At 60.4% G+C, this 20844-nt stretch carries 17 protein-coding genes and 1 pseudogene; 10 read left to right on the top strand and 8 right to left on the bottom strand.

The window, feature by feature from the left end; genetic code table 11:
- Positions 1-53: 53 nt before the first annotated feature.
- From AC4ANE_RS02555 to pilG, 6 genes are read right to left on the bottom strand one after another with little or no spacing between them, the layout of a single operon-like run.
- A complete protein-coding gene (locus tag AC4ANE_RS02555) occupies positions 54-515 on the bottom strand; it encodes a chemotaxis protein CheW (RefSeq protein ID WP_005731062.1) in 462 nt (153 codons plus the stop codon).
- Positions 508-6468: an Hpt domain-containing protein gene (locus tag AC4ANE_RS02550; RefSeq protein WP_002551742.1), complete on the bottom strand. Its 5961-nt coding sequence runs from the start codon at positions 6466-6468 to the stop codon at positions 508-510. The genes AC4ANE_RS02555 and AC4ANE_RS02550 overlap by 8 nt, the downstream gene beginning before the upstream one ends.
- A 47-nt stretch (positions 6469-6515) precedes the next feature.
- On the bottom strand, positions 6516-8558 hold the full coding sequence (locus AC4ANE_RS02545; RefSeq protein ID WP_002551741.1) for a methyl-accepting chemotaxis protein: 2043 nt from the start codon (positions 8556-8558) through the stop codon (positions 6516-6518).
- Positions 8559-8606: 48 nt separating this feature from the next.
- The gene (locus AC4ANE_RS02540) at positions 8607-9146 is read right to left on the bottom strand and encodes a chemotaxis protein CheW (protein WP_002551740.1); all 540 of its coding nucleotides are present in this window, start codon (positions 9144-9146) and stop codon (positions 8607-8609) included.
- Between the two features lie 14 nt (positions 9147-9160).
- On the bottom strand, positions 9161-9526 hold the full coding sequence (gene pilH / locus AC4ANE_RS02535) for a twitching motility response regulator PilH (protein ID WP_002551739.1): 366 nt from the start codon (positions 9524-9526) through the stop codon (positions 9161-9163).
- 46 nt (positions 9527-9572) lie between these two features.
- The gene (pilG, locus tag AC4ANE_RS02530) at positions 9573-9983 is read right to left on the bottom strand and encodes a twitching motility response regulator PilG (protein ID WP_002551738.1); all 411 of its coding nucleotides are present in this window, start codon (positions 9981-9983) and stop codon (positions 9573-9575) included.
- A 244-nt stretch (positions 9984-10227) separates the two neighbouring features.
- Between pilG and gshB the strand changes: the two genes are divergently transcribed.
- The 7 genes from gshB to AC4ANE_RS02495 all read left to right on the top strand — a co-directional run bounded on the left by gshB (position 10228) and on the right by AC4ANE_RS02495 (position 16227).
- Entirely contained in the window at positions 10228-11187 is a 960-nt protein-coding gene (gshB, locus tag AC4ANE_RS02525; protein ID WP_002551737.1) for a glutathione synthase, read from the top strand.
- A 156-nt stretch (positions 11188-11343) separates the two neighbouring features.
- On the top strand, positions 11344-12243 hold the full coding sequence (locus AC4ANE_RS02520) for an energy transducer TonB (protein WP_002551736.1): 900 nt from the start codon (positions 11344-11346) through the stop codon (positions 12241-12243).
- 75 nt (positions 12244-12318) lie between these two features.
- On the top strand, positions 12319-12891 hold the full coding sequence (locus AC4ANE_RS02515) for a YqgE/AlgH family protein (RefSeq protein ID WP_002551735.1): 573 nt from the start codon (positions 12319-12321) through the stop codon (positions 12889-12891).
- Positions 12891-13331 (top strand): Holliday junction resolvase RuvX, encoded by a 441-nt coding sequence (gene ruvX / locus AC4ANE_RS02510; RefSeq protein WP_002551734.1) that lies wholly within the window; start codon positions 12891-12893, stop codon positions 13329-13331. Before AC4ANE_RS02515 ends, ruvX begins: the two co-directional genes overlap by 1 nt.
- Positions 13332-13429: 98 nt before the next feature.
- Complete coding sequence (gene pyrR, locus AC4ANE_RS02505) at positions 13430-13942, top strand: bifunctional pyr operon transcriptional regulator/uracil phosphoribosyltransferase PyrR (RefSeq protein WP_002551733.1); 513 nt, start codon at positions 13430-13432, stop codon at positions 13940-13942.
- A 12-nt stretch (positions 13943-13954) separates the two neighbouring features.
- Positions 13955-14959, top strand: coding sequence for an aspartate carbamoyltransferase catalytic subunit (locus AC4ANE_RS02500; RefSeq protein WP_002551732.1), 1005 nt, complete (start codon positions 13955-13957; stop codon positions 14957-14959).
- Complete coding sequence (locus tag AC4ANE_RS02495; protein WP_031595014.1) at positions 14956-16227, top strand: dihydroorotase; 1272 nt, start codon at positions 14956-14958, stop codon at positions 16225-16227. Before AC4ANE_RS02500 ends, AC4ANE_RS02495 begins: the two co-directional genes overlap by 4 nt.
- A gap of 568 nt (positions 16228-16795) precedes the next feature.
- On the opposite strand, the pseudogene AC4ANE_RS02490 reads toward AC4ANE_RS02495, so the two are convergent.
- Positions 16796-17199, bottom strand: a pseudogene (locus AC4ANE_RS02490) (NINE protein).
- A gap of 250 nt (positions 17200-17449) precedes the next feature.
- Between AC4ANE_RS02490 and AC4ANE_RS02485 the strand changes: the two are divergent.
- Positions 17450-18127, top strand: coding sequence for a C40 family peptidase (locus AC4ANE_RS02485; RefSeq protein ID WP_002551729.1), 678 nt, complete (start codon positions 17450-17452; stop codon positions 18125-18127).
- Positions 18128-18222: 95 nt separating this feature from the next.
- On the opposite strand, the gene AC4ANE_RS02480 is transcribed toward AC4ANE_RS02485, so the two are convergent.
- Positions 18223-19257 (bottom strand): type IV pilus twitching motility protein PilT, encoded by a 1035-nt coding sequence (locus tag AC4ANE_RS02480; protein WP_002551728.1) that lies wholly within the window; start codon positions 19255-19257, stop codon positions 18223-18225.
- Positions 19258-19312: 55 nt separating this feature from the next.
- On the opposite strand from AC4ANE_RS02480, the gene AC4ANE_RS02475 reads away from it, so the two are divergent.
- Positions 19313-19999, top strand: coding sequence for a YggS family pyridoxal phosphate-dependent enzyme (locus AC4ANE_RS02475; RefSeq protein WP_002551727.1), 687 nt, complete (start codon positions 19313-19315; stop codon positions 19997-19999).
- Positions 20000-20021: 22 nt separating this feature from the next.
- Entirely contained in the window at positions 20022-20840 is an 819-nt protein-coding gene (gene proC / locus AC4ANE_RS02470; RefSeq protein ID WP_002551726.1) for a pyrroline-5-carboxylate reductase, read from the top strand.
- Positions 20841-20844: the final 4 nt, after the last annotated feature.

Below are 20844 nucleotides of genomic sequence, written 5' to 3'. Positions count from 1 at the left end.
TCGTGCGACGCTCCGCGTCGCATGCCGTTCTGGACGCTCTGCGTCCTCTTTACCTATGACAGCCCTGCATCCACCAGCCACTGCTCCAGCCCTTCCAGGTCGGGGATGCGCGCGACGGTTTCGCCGATCTGTACGGCAGCCAGCTCCAGTTCGGCCAGTGGGACGTCGACGTAGCTCAACTGGCTGTCGACTTTGCACGAGCGCGGAATGCCTTGGGTGAGCAACGCGATGAACCTGACGTCGTTACGCCCGCCCAGTGCATTGAGCACTACAATCCGGGCCCGGCCACCCACGCGGGTGCGGCCTCCGCAGGCGGCTTCGAAACTGAGCAGCGGCAAGGTCAGCTCGCGCCAGCTGATCGGTCCCAGATACCACTCGGGAGCGCCCGGCTCCGCGCTGCAGTCCTGGTAGTCGATCAACTCGGCGACCGCGACGTTGGGCAGCAGCAAATGCCGGTCACTCAACGGCAGCAGCAGGCCGGTCAGGCGACTGGTCTGGAACGTACCTTCAGACATGGATCTGGCTCCAGTAAGCAATACTCTCCAGCAACACGGTTTCCTGATAAGGCTTGCTCAGGTACTCGTTGACGCCCACCGCCATGGCCCGATCCCGGTGCTTCTGGCCCGAGCGGGAAGTGATCATGATGATCGGCAGTTCCTTGAGCTGTTCGTCCTGGCGGATCTGGCTGGCCACTTCAAAGCCGTCCATGCGCGGCATTTCGATATCCAGCAGCATGATGTCAGGCGTGTGCTCCTGCAACAGGGTCATGGCGTCAATCCCGTCCTTGGCGGTCAGCACATGCATGCCGTGGCGCTCAAGCAACCGGCTGGTGACTTTGCGTACCGTCACCGAATCGTCCACCACCATCACCAGCAACGGCCTGGCGTGCTCGGCTTCGTGGTAGACAGGCGCCAACCCTCTGAAAGGCAAGCCCTGCAAGGTACGAATCTGCGCCATCAAGTCGAGAATCAGCACCACACGCCCATCACCCAGAATGGTCGCACCGGAAATGCCCTGCACCCTTGAGAACTGCGTACCAAGGCTCTTGACCACAATTTCGCGTGAACCTGCCAGCGCATCGACCTGCACCGCCACCCACTGATCCTGCAAATGCACCAGCAATACCGGCAGCGGCTGCAATTGCCCGGCAAGCCTGGGTGGACTGCTGCCCAGCAACTCGCCCAGATAACGCAGCTCGTAGCTGCGTCCGCCGTATTGATAGCGCGGCGGGCTGGTCTGGTAATAGCCGTCCAGCTCATTGGCCATGACGCGCACGATGCCATCAACGGTATTGAGCGGCACGGCGTATTGCTCTTCGCCGCAGGTCACCATCAACGCACGGTTAACCGACACCGAAATAGGCAGGCGAATACGGAAGCGCGTGCCCTTGCCAGGCACCGAGTCGATGACCATCGAGCCGCCCAGTTGTTTGACCTCGGCATGCACCACATCCATGCCGACGCCACGTCCGGAAATCTGGGTGATGATCTCGCTGGTGGAAAACCCCGCCTGCAGAATGAACGGCAAAACCTCATGGTCGGACAGATCGGCATCCGGATGGATCATGCCGCGTTTGATGGCCTTGCGGCGCACCGCTGCCAGGTCGACACCCGAGCCGTCATCGCTCAACTCGATCACCATATCGCCGCCTTCGTACATCAGCTCAAGGCTGATATGGCCCTGCTCCGGCTTACCGGCAGCGATGCGTTTTTCGGTGCTTTCCAAGCCATGATCAACAGCGTTGCGCAGCATGTGTTCCAGCGGCGCGACCATCCTTTCCAACACATTGCGGTCCATTTCACCGTCGGCATTACCGACCTCGAAATGGACCTTCTTGTGCAGCTCCGAGGCAACCTGGCGTACCACGCGACGCAAACGCGGCACCAGGCGCTCGAACGGCACCATGCGCGTACGCATCAGGCCTTCCTGCAACTGGGTGTTGACCCTGGCCTGTTGCGACAGCAGCGTTTCAGCGTCGCGGGCCCGCGCACCGAGGGTTTCCTTGAGGTCCATCAGGTCGGAGGCAGACTCGAAAAGCGCACGCGACAACTGTTGCAACTGCGAATGACGGTCCATTTCCAGCGGGTCGAATTCCTCATAACCCAGCCGCTCGGCCTGAACCTGCTCGCGACTGAGAATACGGCCTTGGGTTTCCATATCCAGGCGACGCAATTGATCGCGCATCCGCTCGATAGTGGTTTCAACTTCCAGCAGCGCGACCTGCGAATCCAGAATCTGCTGTTCGATCCGCCCACGGAAAATAGACGTTTCACCGGCCAGGTTGACCAGGTCTTCCAGTTGCTCGGCGGGCACCTTGACCATTTCCGGCCCACTGCGCTCGACCTCGCCGTCAGCAGCAGGCGCGACGGCCACCACCGATTCCGGGCCGGTTTCAAAGGCTTGCGCAACCACCGGCTCGCCCACCGGTTCATCGCTGGCCAGTCTGCGGATGCTTTCAATCAGCAGCGAGGCATCAGGCAGCGGCTTTTCGTTACGCACTGCGTCGAGCATATCGGCCAGCACATCGTGACCGCTCTGCAACAGGCTGATCGTCAATGGCGCAGGCTGCAGGTTGCCGGCAGAAAGCCCTTCGTAAAGCGTTTCCAGCTCGTGGGCGAGGTCGCCTATCGGGGCGATTTCGACCATCCGCGCACCGCCCTTGAGGGTGTGCAGGTCGCGCAACAGGTTTTCGACTTCCAGCAGGTTGTGCGGATCGGCCTGCCAGCGGGCCAGCGCAGCGCCCGAGCTTTCGATGATATCGAAACCCTCCTCAAGGAAGACTTCACGCAGCTCGGTGTCATGTTCGGGAAGATCTTCGCTGGCCGCTGGCGGTGCCTGCACATCAGACCCTGAGCTCTCGAGCGTACGACAGCGACCCAGCGCTTCGATCAAGGCCGAGGGATCACTGAGCGCTTCCTGCCGATACAACTGCTCCAGCAGAATCGCCAGATGGTCGTGACTCTCGTGCAGCAGTTCGGCCAGCGCTGGCGAATGGTTGAAGCGCCGGTCGATCAAGCCTTCGTAGAGGTTTTCCAGTTCGTGGGCAAGGTCGCCCACCTCGGCCACCTCGGCCATCCGCGCGCCGCCCTTGAGGGTGTGCAGGTCGCGCTGCAGTGAGGCCAGCGGCGCAGAGTTTTCCGGATCAGCCAGCCAGCGCTGTAAGGCCTGACCGGCGCTGTCGAGGATATCGACGGCCTCTTCCAGAAATATCTCGACGATCTCGTCGTCCGGGCCGGCAGTTTCAGTGTGCTCGGCCTCACTGGCCAATTGCTCGGTGGCCGCGTTGAGCTCGGTAACGCTCAGGGTCCGGTGGCCATCGCTCTTGACCAGTCCGGTCGCTGAAGGGTCCAGCGCCTGATCCAGCAACTGGTTCAAGGCTCGCACGCACTCGGGACGTGGTTCGACGTCCTGACCGGCAGCCACCTGATCAAGCATATTGATCAACGCTTCGTGGGCGCTCTCTGCTGCATCGAAAAAGCGTTCGCTGACCGCCAGGCTGCTTTCCTCGACCGCCCCGTATAGGTCGAGCAAGGCTTCGCAGAGCTCATCGACCTGCGGCAGATCGGCCAGATGCGCGCCATGCCCCAGCGTGGTCAGTTCATCGAGCAACGCGCTCAGTTCCTGACGTTCGCCGGGGTGCTGACGCCAGCGCCGCAACAGGTTTTCCGCGTCCAGGACGATGTCCATGCCTTCGGCCAGAAAGCCGGCAAGCAGCGTGGGATTGCGCTTGATCCGCAGGCCACTGTCCGACTCGCGCAGCACCACGGTGAGGCGCTCGTTGAGCAGCGCCAGAGCCGCTTCGATCAGCTGCGCAGCACCCGCAATGGCTGCCAGCGGGGTTGTGTCGAGTTGCTTGAGCCCGCTGTGCAACAACGGTTCTGCGCTGCGCAGCAGGGCGAGTTCGGGCGCGCCGATGTCGATAAGGTTGGCTTTGTATTCACGCACCAACTGGTCGAGCGGGCTGGCCAGCTCGGCAATCGGCAACACGCCGGCCATGTGTGCGCTGCCTTTGAGGGTGTGCAGCGCACGCAGCACAGCGTCGCTGATCGAAGGCGATGCCGATTGTTCCGCGTTGTCGAGGAAGCGACCCAGGGTATTCAGATGCCCGAGCGCTTCCTGACGGAAAATTTCCAGCAATTGTGGATCAAGCGCTTCGCCTGGTACTGGGTCAGGGGCTGCAGGCAGTACCGGCAGCTCAAGCCCATTGGCCAGCGCATGGGCACGGGCCGCCAGCAGGTCGACATCGTTACGCTGGCGCTGCGCATCCTCGGCGAAATCGCGAATCACCGACGGCAGCAGCGTCAGCACTTCGCTCATCAATTGCTGAACTTCAAGGCCCGGCAGCACATCGCCTTCCAGCACCCGGTTGAGCAGGTTCTCCACCGACCAGGCCAGTTCGCTGAGAATCAGCGCACGCACCATCCGGCCGCTGCCCTTGAGGGTATGAAACGCCCGGCGCACTTCGGTCAGTGCGGTGCTGTCCCAATGGCCGCCGCTGCCCAGTGAAGCAAACCAGCGCGGCAGATACTCGCGCAATGCGTCGAGCACCTCGTCTGCCTCTTCCAGAAAGACTTCGCGCAACTCGTCGTCCACCGCCTCTTCGTCTGCCGAGGGCGGCAACAGGCTGGTGGGTACGTTGCGGGCAGGCGGATTGACTGCCGACACCGGGCTGGCAAGGACCTGAGCAATGGTTTGCGCAGGGCTGACCAGCGCCTTGCGATCATCCAGTTCCAGCAACTCATCCTGGGTGATGATTTCTTCCAGCAGCGGCACTTCAAGTGTGTCGGCAGCGGGCGTATAGCCCAGCCGCGCCAGGCTTTGCTGAGCCATGTCGAGGACCTGATCACCCGGCGCTTCATGGTCTTCGAGCATGCGCTCCAGGTAATACTCGATGCCAGTAATTGTATCGGCCAGGCAATCGAGCTGAACCCAGCTGGGACGGGTTTCGTCCACCAGCAGGTGTTCCTGAATGTATTCGTTGCAGGCGGCCAGCAGGCTGGCAGCACGGGCCAGCGGGATCATCGCCAGCGCACCGCGAACCTGCACGATCAGCGCGCAAAGCGGGTCGAGCCGCTGGCGGTCCCACTCACCGTCGATGTAATCGAGGATCACGTCCTTGGCCTGCTGCAACACCGTGCGGGCTTCGCGAATCACCAGTTGATGAATTTGCGTCAGGTCAGTGGTCGGCAGGCGGCTTTCTTCACGACTGGCCTGTTCGTTGCTCCCGGCCATGCCCGCAAGGGTCGATTCGACGTAGAGCAAGGCGCCCGCAACATCCATCAGCGCGCCGTCGCTGGGCTCGCGCTGCCCCTGCGCCAGCCCCAGAACGACAGAAAGCTGATCGATGATCACCTTGCGCGGCTGGCCGAAGCCAAGCACTGCAAGGGTATCGGCGATCTGCCGCAGCGGCGGCAGCAGCGCGTTGAGTTCACTGACATGCTGGCGGTCACCGCGCACGAACACATCGAGCCGTTCCTTGACCCGGACCAGCCCTTCGCACAGGGCTACGATTACCGAGCGCATGGCGTCGCGGTCCGGCCCGGCCATGCGTGCGCGCTCTTCGTTGACCACATCGTTGCCGGGCAAGGCATCGGCCAGCGCGTACTGGTCTTTGAGGTCGAGCATCTTCGGAGCCAGGCTGTCGGACTTGGCGATGTAGAACAGCAGGCTTTTCAGCAGCTCTTCGGGGGCCGGCTGATTGATGCCGGTCACGCCCTGCTCGGCCAGCCGCTTGAGTTCCTTGTCGGCATCCTTCAGCAGGCTGCGCAGGGCCGGGCTGTTGGTGAAGTTGCCGTTGAGCATGGTTTCGACCAGCGCCGAGGCGATTCGCCAGAGCGGACCGAGCGGCGCGTCCTCGCATAACTGCTCCAGCCGGGCAAACACCTTGGCCATGTAACCGAGCTGGGTCTGAACGCCCTGCTCGCGCATCAGGCCCGCCAGCGCCGCCTGCAAGGTCTGACGCAGCTTGCGCAGCAGGTTGGGCAATTCAGGGGTATTGCGCCGCGCCAGTTCCTGGTCATCGAGCGCAGGAACGACGACCAGTTGCGGGGCGAACAGGCTGGTTTCCGAGAGCAGACTTTCGCCCCGCGCACTGCGCAGGTCATTGAGCAACGGCAACACCACCAACGGCAGGTCCCGGCGCGCAGAGTGGATACGTTCCAGATAAACCGGCAACTGACTCATGGCCTGAATCAGCAGTTGCTCGGACTCCGCCGGATGGCTAACACGGTTCTGCTGGACCGCCAGCGCCAGTTGCTCGATTTCCTCGGCCAGCAACGCCGCGCCGTAAAACTCGATCATCTGCAGGCTGCCGTGAACCTGATGCACCAGGTTCAGACATTCGGCCATCGCCGCGCTGTTGGCCGGGTCTTCGATGAAGGCATCCAGCTCGTTGCGGGCCTGGCGCAGCGTTTCGGCGATTTCGCCCTTAAGCCATTCAAGGGCCACGTAATCGTGACGATCAGCCATGACGAGTACCGCCTGTTACCCAATCAAGGTTGTTCATTGGTTGTACATCATCCGGCTTTCTTCGATGACGGCAGGGCAAAACCCGATACCGAACGACGCATTTCGCTGGCCATTTTTGCCAGATTGCCGATGCTTTCGGCCGTGGCCGAGGTGCCCGAGGTGGTCTGCGAGGTGGTCTGCTGAATGACAGTCATGATCTGTGAAATCTGACCGGCCGACTCGGCCTGCTGGTGAGCGGCATCGGTGATACTTTCGATCAGTTCGGCCAGCACTCGGGAAACCCCTTCGATTTCCCCCAGCGCTACCCCGGCGTCCTGCGCCAGTCGTGCGCCGCGTACCACCTCGCTGGTGGTCTGCTCCATGGAGATGACCGCCTCGTTGGTGTCGTTCTGAATGGCCCGCACTAGCGTTTCGATCTGCTTGGTGGCAGACGACGAGCGCTCGGCCAGCCGCTGTACTTCGTCAGCCACCACGGCAAAGCCACGTCCGGCATCACCGGCCATCGAAGCCTGAATGGCCGCGTTGAGGGCCAGAATATTGGTCTGATCGGCAATATCGTCGATCAGACTGACAATATCGCCGATTTCCTGAGAAGACTCACCCAGGCGCTTAATACGCTTGGACGTGTCCTGAATCTGTTCGCGAATGTTGTCCATGCCGTGGATGGTGTTGTGTACGACCTCGTTGCCCTTGTTGGCAATCGCTACGGAGCGCTCTGCCACCGCCGAGGATTCCGATGCATTGGTCGACACCTGATCGATGGACGCTGCCATGTCGTTGATTGCCGTCGAAGCCGCGCTGATCTGCAGCGCCTGATGCTCGGAGGCGGCAGACAACTGCATGGCCGTGGCCTGAGTTTCGGTAACGGCAGCAGCAACCTGTTCGGCCGTCAGGTTGATGGTCACCACCAGCTCGCGCAACTGGTCGATGGAATAATTAATGGAATCGGCAATCGCGCCGGTGAAATCTTCGGTCACCGAGGCCGTCACCGTCAGATCACCGTCAGCGAGGTTCTCGATCTCGTCCAGCAAACGCATGATCGCCGTCTGGTTACGCTCGCTCTTCTGTGCGGTTTCGCGCAACTGGCGGTTGGTCTCGCGGACCATGACCAGACCGATAAGGATGATCGACATCAGCGCCAGCAAGCCCAGTACATAGCCACCGATGGTATTCACGGTACGGCGCTTGGCCATGTTTTCCAGGCTGTTGGTGAGTACCGAGGTTTCATCCAGCAGGGTCTGTGAGGTGTTGAAAATGTTTCCGGACGCCTCACGCACCTGATACAGCTCGGGCGAGGTTTCAAGAATCTCGTCTACCGAGCCGGACACAAACTCGAATAGCTCGGCAATTTCCGCCAGCCGTGCACGGGCATCGCGGTCTTCGACCTGGGAGATTCGCAGCGTGGCGTTGCCCTCCAGCATGCCGTTGAGCACACGACCAAACTGGCTGGCGTCGCGGCCAAACGCATCGGCTGCCTGCACCGCTGTTTCGTCACCGGCCAGCACGGTATTGACCGAGCCGAGGATTCGTTCTGCGAGCAGCGCCTGACGCTGCGCAACCACCACCTGCGCAGCCGGCGCACGGCTTTGCAGAAGGCTTTCCACGACTTTTTCGTATTCGGCCTGCAACTGCGGGATGGTTTCGGCCAGTGTCGCAGCCACCTGATGCAGAGACAAAACCGTCTGTTCGCTGGCCAGAATCACATCGGTACTTTTGCGCAGCCCTTCCCAGTCGCGCTGAACGGTGCGCAATTCGTCGCGTATCAGATCAGGAGCCGCAGGCAGCCCGGTGGCCGGATCGCCTTTTCTCAGGTAGCCCCAGCGCACGTCGAAATCGTTGCGCGCATCGGCCAGCAGCTTGAACGCCTGGGTTTTACCGGCGGCCGCTTCGGTGGCGTTTTTCGCGATGCGCTGGGATAACACGCGTAGCTCACCAGCATGCCCGATGTACTGTTTGTCGTAGTTCGATTGAGTGTTGAGATAGGCGAAGTTGGCGAACAGCAACATGATGAAAACGATAAGCGCGACAAACAGCAGAATAATCTGCGTCCGGCTGCGCGCGCCTTCCCTTGATCTGCCTGTATTACTCATTAATCAGGCCCCCGCCTGGATCAATTGTGAAACAAAACAAACCAGAGCCTAAGATGCCAGGTCCATGAAGTCTGCAGACTGCACCAGCGCCCACGGACTGAATATCTGCCACGCCTGCTCGCGAATGAACTGCCCGCGCAAGAACGGCGCGATACCTTGATCGATGTCTTGTGATGTCTGGGGTATGAGGCTCAACTGACTGAAACGTTGCATGCCGAACACCTCATCGACCAGCAGACCGGCGAACACATCGTTGTGCTCGACAACCAGCACCCGGCGCTGTTTGCGCGCGGGGGTCAGTTCGTGGCCGAAAAACCCGCATAAATCCATGAGTGGCAACAGTCGGCCGCGCAGATTGGCGATACCCGCCACCCAGAACTTCACGCCCGGCATCACCGCATGATGAGGCTCGTGAAGGATTTCGGCGATTTCGCCGATAGGTGCCACGAAGCGCTGCTCACCCATCCGGAAACCGATGCCGACCCAATCCTGCTGATGAGCTTCCTGCAGCGGCAGGCCCGCCGCCAGCGAACGACAGCGTCGATCCATATCAAGAAGCAGTTCAAAGGCAGTACGTGGCTCGGCCATGGCGATTCCGGCAATCAGCCGGCCAGCACCGCATTCAGGGTTTTCATCAGGGTTTCTTCATCCACCGGTTTGGTCAGGTAATCCCGCGCGCCCTGGCGTTTGCCCCAGACCTTGTCGGTCTCCTGATCCTTGGTGGTGATCATGATCACCGGGATCATGTTGGTGTCGGCATCCTTGGTCAGCTGACGCGTGGCCTGAAAGCCGTTGAGCCCGGGCATGACGATGTCCATCAGCACTGCATCGGGTTTTTCCTGACGGGCCAGAGCCACGCCATCAGCGCCATTTTCGGCCTTGAGCACTTCATGACCGTGCTTTTCCAGCATGCCGGTGAGTTTGTACATTTCAGTCGGCGAGTCATCGACGATCAATATTCGAGCCATGGGTGTTCCCCGTCAGATTACGAGCGCGCCACATCGGGCGTGGGCGTCATGATATGTGTTGTTCTGCTGCAACGAAGCCCGGCACATGAGCCTTGATCGCGCTGAGCAGTTCTTCCTTGCTGAAAGGCTTTGTCAAAAACTGATCGGAACCGACAATCCGCCCCTTGGCCTTGTCGAACAGACCATCCTTGGAGGACAGCATGATGACCGGCGTGGACTTGAATGCGCGGTTGTTCTTGATCAGCGCACACGTCTGATAACCGTCCAGACGCGGCATCATGATATCTACGAATATGATTCGTGGGTGGTTATCGGCAATCTTGGCCAGCGCGTCGAAACCGTCTATCGCAGTGATGACTTCACAACCTGCGTTTTTAAGCAGTGTTTCGGCGGTGCGGCGAATGGTCTTCGAGTCATCGATGACCATGACTTTCAAGGCGGAGGCGTGTTGTTCCATAGCTGCTCTTCCATCGCCGCAGCGAATTTTTGCGCATTCTGCGAGGCACTGGGAGCCTGACGGTATCGCTTCATTGATCCCCAAGGATCGAAAACCGGATGCCGAGCCTTTTTAGCATACTCTCCAGACTCAATCCATAAAGCGCACCGTGGCGGGCCTGCCCCTTGACCCGGAGCAAACGGAACGCCACCCTGATGCCAATTTTACGGCCGTTGCGGCCCTTACCGATCAGAGGATATTGCCCATGAGCGTTCGCCTAGGGATTGTCATGGACCCCATTGAGCGCATTTCCTATAAAAAGGACAGCTCGCTGGCCATGCTCCTTGCCGCACAGGAACGCGGCTGGTCGCTGTTCTATATGGAACAGAAAGACCTGTATCAGGACGCTGGCCAGGCCCGCGCGCGCATGAAGCCGCTCAAGGTGTTTGCCGATCCGGCCAAATGGTTCGAGTTCGAAGCCGAAGTCGACGCAGGTCTCGACGACCTGGACGTGATTCTGATGCGCAAGGACCCGCCGTTCGACATGGAATTCGTCTACGCCACCTATTTGCTGGAACAGGCCGAGCGTGCAGGCGTGCTGGTCGTCAACAAGCCGCAGAGCCTGCGTGACTGCAACGAGAAGCTGTTCGCCACGCTGTTCCCCCAATGCACCCCGCCGACCCTGGTCAGTCGCCGCGCAGATATCATTCGTGAATTCGCCGAAAAGCACGGCGACGTCATCCTCAAGCCGTTGGACGGCATGGGCGGCGCGTCGATCTTCCGCCATCGGGCGGGCGATCCGAACCTGTCGGTGATCCTTGAAACCCTGACCGCCCACGGCACACAGCAAATCATGGCGCAGGGCTACCTGCCCGCCATCAAGGACGGCGACAAGCGCATCCTGATGGTCGATGGCGAACCAGTCCCGTATTGCCTGGCGCGCATCCCTGCCGCAGGTGAAACACGTGGCAACCTGGCCGCAGGCGGGCGTGGCGAAGCCCGTCCGCTGAGCGACAAGGACCGCTGGATCGCCGAGCAGATCGGCCCCACCCTGCGCGAAAAAGGCTTGTTGTTCGTCGGCCTCGACGTGATCGGTGAGCACCTGACCGAAATCAACGTCACCAGCCCGACCTGCATCCGCGAAATCGACAATGCTTTCGGCACCAATATTGGTGGCCTTTTAATGGATGCGATCGATAAGAAGCTGCAGGCGCGCAAGGGCTGATCAACGACTGACGCCGCTGGCCACGGTTCACACCGTGCGCCGCGGCGTCCCTTCGTCTGATCCGCAACAGAGCTTCGCCGTACATTGCGTTATCATGCGCCACCTGTAACACGACACGGATTTTGACATGCAGGCTGACGAGATGCTGAACCGCCAATGACATCCATGGCCAGAAACGACCTTCCCCTGGAACTCGCCAATGGTGTGCGTCCTGCCGATCGCCTGGGCTTCACCATGATGATCGCGGCGCTGATCCACCTCGCGGTGATCCTTGGCGTGGGTTTCACCTATGTAAAGCCGGAGCAGATCTCGCAGACCCTGGAAATCACCCTCGCTACGTTCAAAAGTGAAGAAAAGCCTAAACAGGCGGATTTCCTGGCACAGGACGATCAGCAGGGCAGTGGCACGCTGGACAAGGCCGAAACGCTCAAGACCACCGAACTGGCGCCGTATCAGGACACCAAGGTCAACAAAGTCACCCCGCCTCCGGCCAGCAAGCCGGTGGTCAAGCAGGAAGCGCCAAAGACTGCCGTCGCGACCACCGCGCCCAGCCAGCAGAAAACCGTCGCCAAGCGCGATGAAGTCAAGCCCGAGCCAACCACCAAGGCCGCACCGACCTTTGACAGCTCGGAGCTGAGCAATGAAATTGCCAGCCTGGAAGCCGAACTGTCGACCGAGCAGCAGCTTTACGCCAAGCGTCCGAAGATCCACCGCCTCAATGCGGCCTCGACCATGCGCGACAAAGGTGCCTGGTACAAGGACGACTGGCGCAAGAAGGTCGAGCGGGTCGGAAACCTGAACTATCCTGAAGAAGCACGACGCAAGCAGATCTACGGCAATTTGCGACTTCTTGTGTCAATCAATCGCGACGGCTCGTTGTATGAAGTGCTGGTGCTTGAATCATCAGGGCAACCTTTGCTGGATCAGGCAGCACAACGAATCGTGCGTCTGGCGGCACCTTTTGCGCCGTTCACCGGCGATCTGGCCGACATCGACAGGCTGGAGATCATCCGCACCTGGAAATTTGCACGCGGCGACAAGCTGTCGAGTAATTGAATTTTTTGCAAACTGACACTCGACACGTACAAGTGTCAGTTGTCAGGCGCGCAAGGCAACGCCAAACTAGGACTCATGAAAAAAGTCTCCCCGAGTTATCTAAAGCACCAGTTCCTGATCGCCATGCCCCACATGCACGACGAGAACTTTGCTCAGACCTTGACCTACGTTGTCGAGCACAACGCCAATGGCGCAATGGGGCTGGTGATCAACCGCCCGCAAAGCCTGACCCTGGCAGATGTACTCGAACAACTGCGACCGGAGCTTCCTGCGCCCAAACGCTGCCAGGAAATCGCCATACATTCGGGCGGCCCGGTGCAGACCGATCGCGGCTTTGTCCTGCATCCCAGTGGCCAGACGTTTCAGGCCACAGTCAATCTTCCCGGCGGGATTTCGCTGTCGACCTCGCAGGACGTGCTGTTTTCAATCGCCGATGGCTACGGGCCTGATCAAAATGTGATCACCCTCGGCTACGCGGGGTGGGACGCCGGCCAACTGGATGCGGAAATGGCTGACAACGCCTGGCTGACCTGCTCGTTTGACCCGGCCATCCTGTTCGATGTCGACAGCGAGCAACGCCTGGATGCGGCAGCCAGACGCCTGGGCATCAATCTCAACCTCATATCGACCCAGGCAGGACATGCTTGATGGCCGCTTTACGGCTGCTGCTGGGGATTGATTACGGCACCAAACAGATCGGCGTTGCAGTCGGCCAGGCGATTACCGGCCAGGCACGTGAACTCTGCACGCTCAAGGCGCAGAATGGCGTGCCGGACTGGGACAAGGTCCAGGCGCTGATCAACGAGTGGAAACCTGATGCGATCGTGGTGGGTCTGCCGTTGAACATGGACGGCACGCCCAGCGACATGAGCGCGCGCGCGGAAAAGTTTTCGCGCAAGCTCAACGGACGCTTTGGTGTAACGGTCTACACCCATGATGAACGCCTGACCACCTTCGAAGCCAAGGGCGAGCGCATGGCGCGCGGCGGCCAGAAGGGCAGCTATCGCGACAATCCGGTGGATGCCATTGCCGCTGCGCTATTGCTGCAAGGCTGGCTGGATGAGCACCCCGAACTGTTGAATGTGTGACTTTTTCTGCCTTTATCGCTTCGAGATACCCGGATTCCACGTTATCGCTTGAGCATCGCGCCACGGACCGACGCTGCCCGAGCCTCTAAGGAGCAACCATGAGCCTGCCCGATCCCGCCGAACTGATTCGTCAGATGGCCACTGACCTGAACGCTCACCTGAGCAAGCGCGGCATCAGCGACCCTCGTTTCATTGGTATCCGCACTGGCGGTGTATGGGTTGCCCAGGCGCTGCTAAAGGCACTGAACAACCCCGCTCCGCTCGGCACCCTGGACGTTTCGTTCTATCGCGATGACTTCAGCCAGAACGGCCTGCACCCTCAAGTGCGACCTTCGGACCTGCCGTTCGAAATAGAAGGGCAGCATCTGGTGCTGATCGATGACGTGCTGATGAGTGGTCGTACTGTCCGCGCCGCCCTCAATGAACTGTTCGACTACGGCCGCCCGGCCAGCGTCACGCTGGTCTGCCTGCTGGACCTGGACGCCGGTGAACTGCCGATCCGCCCGAATGTGGTTGGCGCGACTCTGTCGCTGGCACCCGATGAACGCATCAAGCTGTCCGGCCCTGAGCCGCTGGCGCTCGAGCTTCAAGACCTCTCCACCGCCCTTTAAGAGTCCATTGCGATGACGCCTCTCGACGCCAAGCGCCCGCTGCAGCTCAACCACCAGGGCCAGCTGCGCCATTTTCTGTCTCTGGACGGCTTGCCCCGCGAGCTGCTTACCGAAATTCTCGACACCGCCGACTCGTTCCTTGAAGTCGGCGCCCGGGCGGTGAAGAAGGTCCCGCTGTTGCGCGGCAAAACGGTGTGCAACGTGTTCTTCGAGAACTCCACCCGTACCCGCACCACCTTTGAACTGGCTGCGCAGCGGCTGTCGGCCGACGTGATCACGCTGAACGTTTCGACCTCGTCCACCAGCAAAGGCGAAACGCTGTTCGATACCTTGCGCAACCTTGAGGCGATGGCCGCCGACATGTTCGTTGTGCGCCACGCCGACTCGGGTGCGGCGCACTTCATTGCCGAGCACGTATGCCCGGACGTCGCGATCATCAACGGCGGCGACGGACGCCATGCCCACCCGACCCAGGGCATGCTCGACATGCTGACCATCCGCCGTCACAAGGGCGGTTTCGAGAACCTGTCGGTGGCCATCGTCGGTGACATCCTGCATTCCCGGGTCGCACGCTCCAATATGCTTGCGCTCAAGGCGCTGGGCTGCCCGGACATCCGCGTGATAGGGCCGAAAACCCTGCTGCCGGTCGGCGTCGAACAATACGGGGTGAAGGTCTACACCGACCTCAACGAAGGTTTGAAGGACGTGGACGTGGTGATCATGCTGCGCCTGCAACGCGAACGCATGACCGGTGGACTGCTGCCCAGCGAAGGCGAGTTCTACCGTCTGTTCGGCCTGACCACCGCGCGCCTTGCGGCCGCGAAGCCGGATGCGATTGTCATGCACCCCGGCCCGATCAACCGCGGCGTGGAGATCGAATCGGCAGTGGCCGACGGCGCGCATTCGGTGATTCTCAATCAAGTGACCTACGGCATCGCAATCCGCATGGCAGTGCTGTCCATGGCCATGAGCGGGCAAAACGCACAACGTCAATTCGAACAGGAGAACGCCCAGTGAAGCTCAGCATCCTCGGCGCTCGCGTCATCGACCCGGTCAGCGGGATGGATCAGGTTACCGACCTGCATGTTGAAGCAGGCAAGCTCACCGCTATCGGTGCCGCCCCGGAGGGTTTCGAGCCCACCCAGATCATCGATGCTGCCGGACTGGTCGCAGCACCCGGTCTGGTCGACCTCAACGTGTCCCTGCGCGAGCCGGGCTACAGCCGCAAAGGCAGCATCGCCAGCGAAACCCGCGCGGCGGTGGCAGGCGGCGTGACCAGCCTGTGCTGCCCGCCGCAGACCAAACCGGTGCTCGACACCTCGGCGGTGGCCGAACTGATTCTGGACCGGGCCCGTGAAGCCGGTTTCAGCAAGGTGTTTCCTGTCGGCGCACTGAGCAAGGGCCTGGAAGGCGAACAACTGGCGGAGCTGATCGCCCTGCGCGACGCAGGCTGCGTGGCGTTCGGCAACGGCCTGAGCAGCTTCAGCAACACCCGTACGCTGTGCCGGGCGCTGGAATATGCGGCCACATTCGACCTGACGGTGATTTTCAATTCACAGGATCGTGATCTGGCCGAAGGCGGTCTGGCGCACGATGGCGCGACGGCGGCGTTTCTGGGCCTGGCGGGCATTCCCGAGACGGCCGAGACAGTGGCGCTGGCTCGCGACCTGTTGCTGGTCGAGCAAAGCGGTGCGCGCGCGCACTTCAGCCAGTTGACCAGTGCGCGTGGTGCGGCGCTGATTGCCCAGGCGCAGGCACGTGGTCTGCCAGTGACAGCGGATGTGGCGTTGTATCAGTTGATTCTGACTGACGAGGCGCTGATCGACTTCTCCAGCCTCTATCACGTCCAGCCGCCACTGCGCACTCGCGCAGACCGCGATGGTCTGCGTGAAGCGGTGAAGAGCGGTGTCATTCAGGCGATTTCCAGCCATCACCAGCCACATGAGCGTGACGCCAAGCTGGCGCCGTTCGGTGCCACGGAACCGGGAATCAGCAGCGTTGAGCTGCTGCTGCCGCTGGCCATGACGCTGGTGGATGACGGCCTGCTCGACCTGCCGACCCTGATCGCCCGCCTGAGCAGCGGCCCTGCCGCCGCCTTGCGCCTGCCAGCCGGCAAGCTAAGTGCCGGTGCGCCAGCGGATATCGTGCTGTTCGACCCTGCCGCCTCGACGGTTGCGGGCGAGACCTGGCTGTCAAAAGGCGAGAACTGCCCCTTCATCGGCCACTGCCTGCCCGGCTCGGTACGCTATACGCTGGTGGATGGACGGATCAGCTACAGCCGTTGAGGCACTACGCTCAGACCAGCGAAGGAGAGCGAGACCTCTGTAGAAGCGGACCGGGCGACGCTTCGCTTGTCCGCGAAGACAGTGTGTCAGTCGATGTATTCTCGGCGATCATAAAGCCCCCTTCGCGAACAAGTTCGCTCCCACGCCCTTCGGCCAGAGGCTTTAATGATGGGCCTTCTGTAGGAGCAGACTTGTCCGCGAAGACTGTAATTCAATCGATGAACTTTCGGTGAATGTAACGGCCCTTTCGCGAACAAGTTCGCTCCCACGCCTTTCGGCCAGAGGCTTTAATGAGGGGGCTTCTGCAGGAGCGGACTTGTCCGCGAAGACTGTAATTCAATCGGTGAACTTTCGGTGAATGTAACGGCCCTTTCGCGAACAAGTTCGCTCCCACGCCCTTCGGCCAGAGGCTTTAATGATGGGGCTTCTGTAGGAGCGGACTTGTCCGCGAAGACTGTGATTCAATCGATGAACTTTCGGTGAATGTAACGACCCTTTCGCGAACACGTTCGCTCCCACGCCCTGCGGGCAGAAGCCCTGACGCTCTGCGTCCGCCGCTGAGCAAGCCTCACCCGCGCTGGGCGTTCTTCATCGAGATCTGGTCATTCAGGGTCCAGAAGTCATACAGAATCCCCAAGAGAAACAACCCGCCCGTGCACAGGTAGATAATGCCGGTGATCCACTTGCCCTGAACATGCGGTGCACACCAAACAGGCCCAGGAAGGTCAGCAGGATCCACGCCAGGCTGTAATCGGTGGAACCTGAGGTAAAGCGCAGGTCGGCTTCGCGGTCCATCGAAGGGATCAGAAACAGGTCGATCAGCCAGCCGATACCAAACAGACCGAAGGTGAAGAACCAGATGGTCCCGGTCACCGGCTTGCCGTAGTAAAAGCGATGCGCCCCCAGGAACCCGAAAATCCACATCAGGTAGCCCATGACCTTGCTGTGCGTGTCCGAACGATAGGCGTTCATTTTTACCCTCTTTGCGCTGATAGAAAAAAATACATAACAAATTTGTGACTTGGTTTCCCTCTTCCGACGTATGGCACACGAGGCGGTTTTATGCCGCCAAGCCCTTGTCGTTAAAGGGATTAGCAAGAAAAAAGAAAGAGTCTGTCGCATAAAACGCAATGATACCAGTGTGATGCGCTCGACAAATGGGGTCAGATTTTCCGAAAAAGCTGTTATAAAGTTGCGCGCTGACCACTACGAGCCCTGCCGAATGCGTCCTTTTTTCAAGACATGGCTAACCATTTGCCTTTTTATGCCACTGGCCGCCCACGCCACCAATCGTGAGCAACAACTTCCTGCGAGCTTCACGGGCTACACCGCCAAAAGTCACTCTTCACCGGCACTCGCGACTCGCAATGCACCTCAGGAAGCCACACCAGTATCCGTTCACCCCAAAAACGCCCGCGCCTCCAAGCCTGTTTCACGCAAGAACGCCAGCAAGGCCACCTTGCAGGCGTCGGCTGCTGTCCCTGCCAAACAGGGCAATGCCGTCGTAAAACGCGCCCTGCAGGCTGTCGGTACGCCTTACCGCTGGGGCGGCACCACGCCCGGCAAGGGCCTGGACTGCAGCGGGCTGGTCAAATATGCCTACACGGATGTGCGTGAGGTCGACCTGCCACGCACCTCCAATGCCATGGCCCAGGGTCATGGTCAGACGGTGGATCGCAAGGATCTGAAACCCGGTGACCTGCTGTTCTTCAATATCAAGAGCCGCAACATCAACCACGTCGCCATTTACCTGGGCGACAACAAGTTCGTTCATGCGCCGCGCCGTGGCAAGGCGGTAACTGTCGATACGCTGAACAAACCGTATTGGAACAGTCACTACAAGATCGCCAAGCGCGTTCTGCCAAAACAGCCCGGCCAGATGCGCGTGGTTCAGCGCTGATCCTGGCGTGAATCTGCGGTCCGCAAGCCGCATCTGAAAAAAGGGGTCTTGAACGCGTTCAAGACCCCTTTTTCGTTCCTGCAGCATCCCTGCGATCAGAAGTTATCTGGCACCTTGGCCCGCTCACGAGCGCTTTCGCGGGTGATCAGGCCTTTCTTCACCAGATCAGCCAGGCACATATCCAGCGTCTGCATACCCAACGAACCGCCGGTCTGGATCGACGAATACATCTGCGCCACCTTGTCCTCGCGAATCAGGTTACGGATGGCTGGCGTGCCCATCATGATTTCATGCGCGGCCACACGTCCGCCGCCGACCTTCTTGAGCAACGCCTGCGAAACCACGGCGTGCAGCGATTCGGAGAGCATCGAGCGAATCATCGATTTTTCCTGAGCCGGAAACACATCGACGATCCGGTCGATGGTCTTGGCTGCTGACGTGGTGTGCAGCGTGCCGAATACCAGGTGGCCGGTTTCAGCCGCGGTGAGCGCCAGGCGGATGGTCTCCAGGTCACGCATCTCGCCGACCAGAATCACATCCGGGTCTTCGCGCAGGGCCGAGCGCAGTGCTTCCGAGAAGCCCAGCGTGTCGCGATGAACTTCGCGCTGGTTGACCAGGCACTTCTTCGACTCGTGAACGAATTCGATCGGGTCCTCGATGGTCAGGATGTGGTGATGCTTGTTGCAATTGAGGTAGTCAATCATCGCCGCCAGAGTAGTCGACTTGCCTGAGCCGGTCGGCCCGGTGACCAGAATCAGGCCGCGCGCCACATCCGTAATCTTCCGAAACACACTGCCCATCCCCAAGTCTTCCATGCTCAGGATTTTCGAGGGAATGGTACGAAACACCGCGCCTGCGCCGCGGTTCTGGTTGAAAGCGTTGACCCGAAACCGCGCCACGCCCGGCACTTCAAAGGAAAAGTCGGTTTCCAGACGCTCCTCGAAATCCTGCCGCTGCTTGTCGTTCATGATGTCGTAGATCAGCGCCTTGACCTCTTTGGCGTCCAGCGGGGGCAGGTTGATACGCCGCACATCGCCGTCGACGCGGATCATCGGTGGCAGACCTGCAGAGAGGTGCAAGTCCGACGCGCCCTGTTTGGCACTGAAGGCCAGCAGCTCGGTAATATCCATACAGCTCCTCAATCACATAGAATGCCGCAGACTTTAGCCCTGCTGGCGCAAATCAATGTCCACGATAGCAGCGAACATTTCAACGCTCGAACAACGAATTCGCGACGCAGCCCTCGCCGCCAACCGCGAACCGGCGTCCGTCGGCCTGCTGGCGGTGAGCAAAACCAAGCCCGCCGGCGACCTGCGTGAAGCTTACACCGCAGGCTTGCGCAACTTTGGCGAAAATTATTTACAGGAAGCACTGGGCAAACAACTCGAACTGAGCGACCTGCCCTTGTGCTGGCACTTCATCGGCCCCATTCAATCGAACAAGACGCGCGCTATCGCCGAGAACTTCGCCTGGGTACATTCCGTGGACCGCCTGAAAATCGCCCAACGCCTGTCCGAGCAACGCCCCGAGGCGCTTGAGCCACTGAACATCTGCATTCAGGTAAACGTCAGTGGCGAAGCCAGCAAGTCGGGCTGCACGCCTCAGGACCTGCCGGAGCTGGCCGCCGCCATCATCGCCCTGCCGCGACTGAAGCTGCGTGGCCTCATGGCGATCCCCGAGCCCACAGACGATCCTGCGGCTCAGCATGCCTCGTTCGCCGCTGTGCGCACGTTGCAGGAGCAATTGAACCTGGCGCTCGACACACTTTCCATGGGCATGAGCCACGACCTGGAAGCCGCCATTGCACAAGGCGCAACCTGGGTGCGTATCGGCACAGCTCTTTTTGGCGCCCGCGACTATGGCCAGCCATAACCTTCCCCACAAGGACCCCTTCATGAGCAAGACTCGTATTGCCTTCGTCGGTGCCGGAAACATGGCTGCCAGCCTGATCGGCGGCCTGCGCGCCCAAGGCGTGGACGCGGCACTGATCTGTGCCAGCGCGCCAGGTGCCGAAACCCGCGAACGCATCGCCAACGATCATGGCATCCAGGTATTTGCCGACAACGCCGAGGCGATCAAGGGCGCAGATGTCGTGGTGCTGGCGGTCAAGCCGCAGATGATGAAAAACGTCTGCCAGGCGTTGAAGTCCAGCCTTGAAGCCAATCAGTTGATTGTTTCGGTCGCAGCCGGCATTACCTGCGCCAGCCTGACTCAATGGCTTGGCGATCAGCCGGTGGTGCGCTGCATGCCCAATACCCCATCACTGCTGCGTCAGGGTGCCAGCGGGCTGTATGCGACCGACAAGGTCACTGCCGAACAACGCGAGCAGGCCGAGCAACTGCTGTCGGCCGTCGGTGTGGCAGTCTGGGTCGAGCAGGAAAAACACATGGACGCTGTAACGGCCGTGTCTGGCAGTGGCCCTGCGTACTTCTTTTTGATGATGGAAGCGATGACCGCGGCAGGTGTAAAACTGGGCCTGCCGGAAGACATCGCGAAAAAGCTGACTCTGCAAACCGCACTGGGCTCGGCACTGATCGCCACCGGCAGTGATGTGGGCGCGGGCGAGCTGCGTCGTCGTGTCGCCTCGCCAGGCGGGACCACCGAGGCGGCCATCAAGGCATTTCAGGCAGGCGGCTTCGAAGCACTGGTGGAAACGGCACTGACTGCCGCAGATCATCGTGCAGCCGAGCTGGCTGAGCAACTGGGCAAATAATTTT

This window comes from Pseudomonas sp. Pme6b, from assembly GCF_058129925.1.
This window is presented reverse-complemented; position numbering and strand designations above follow the sequence as displayed.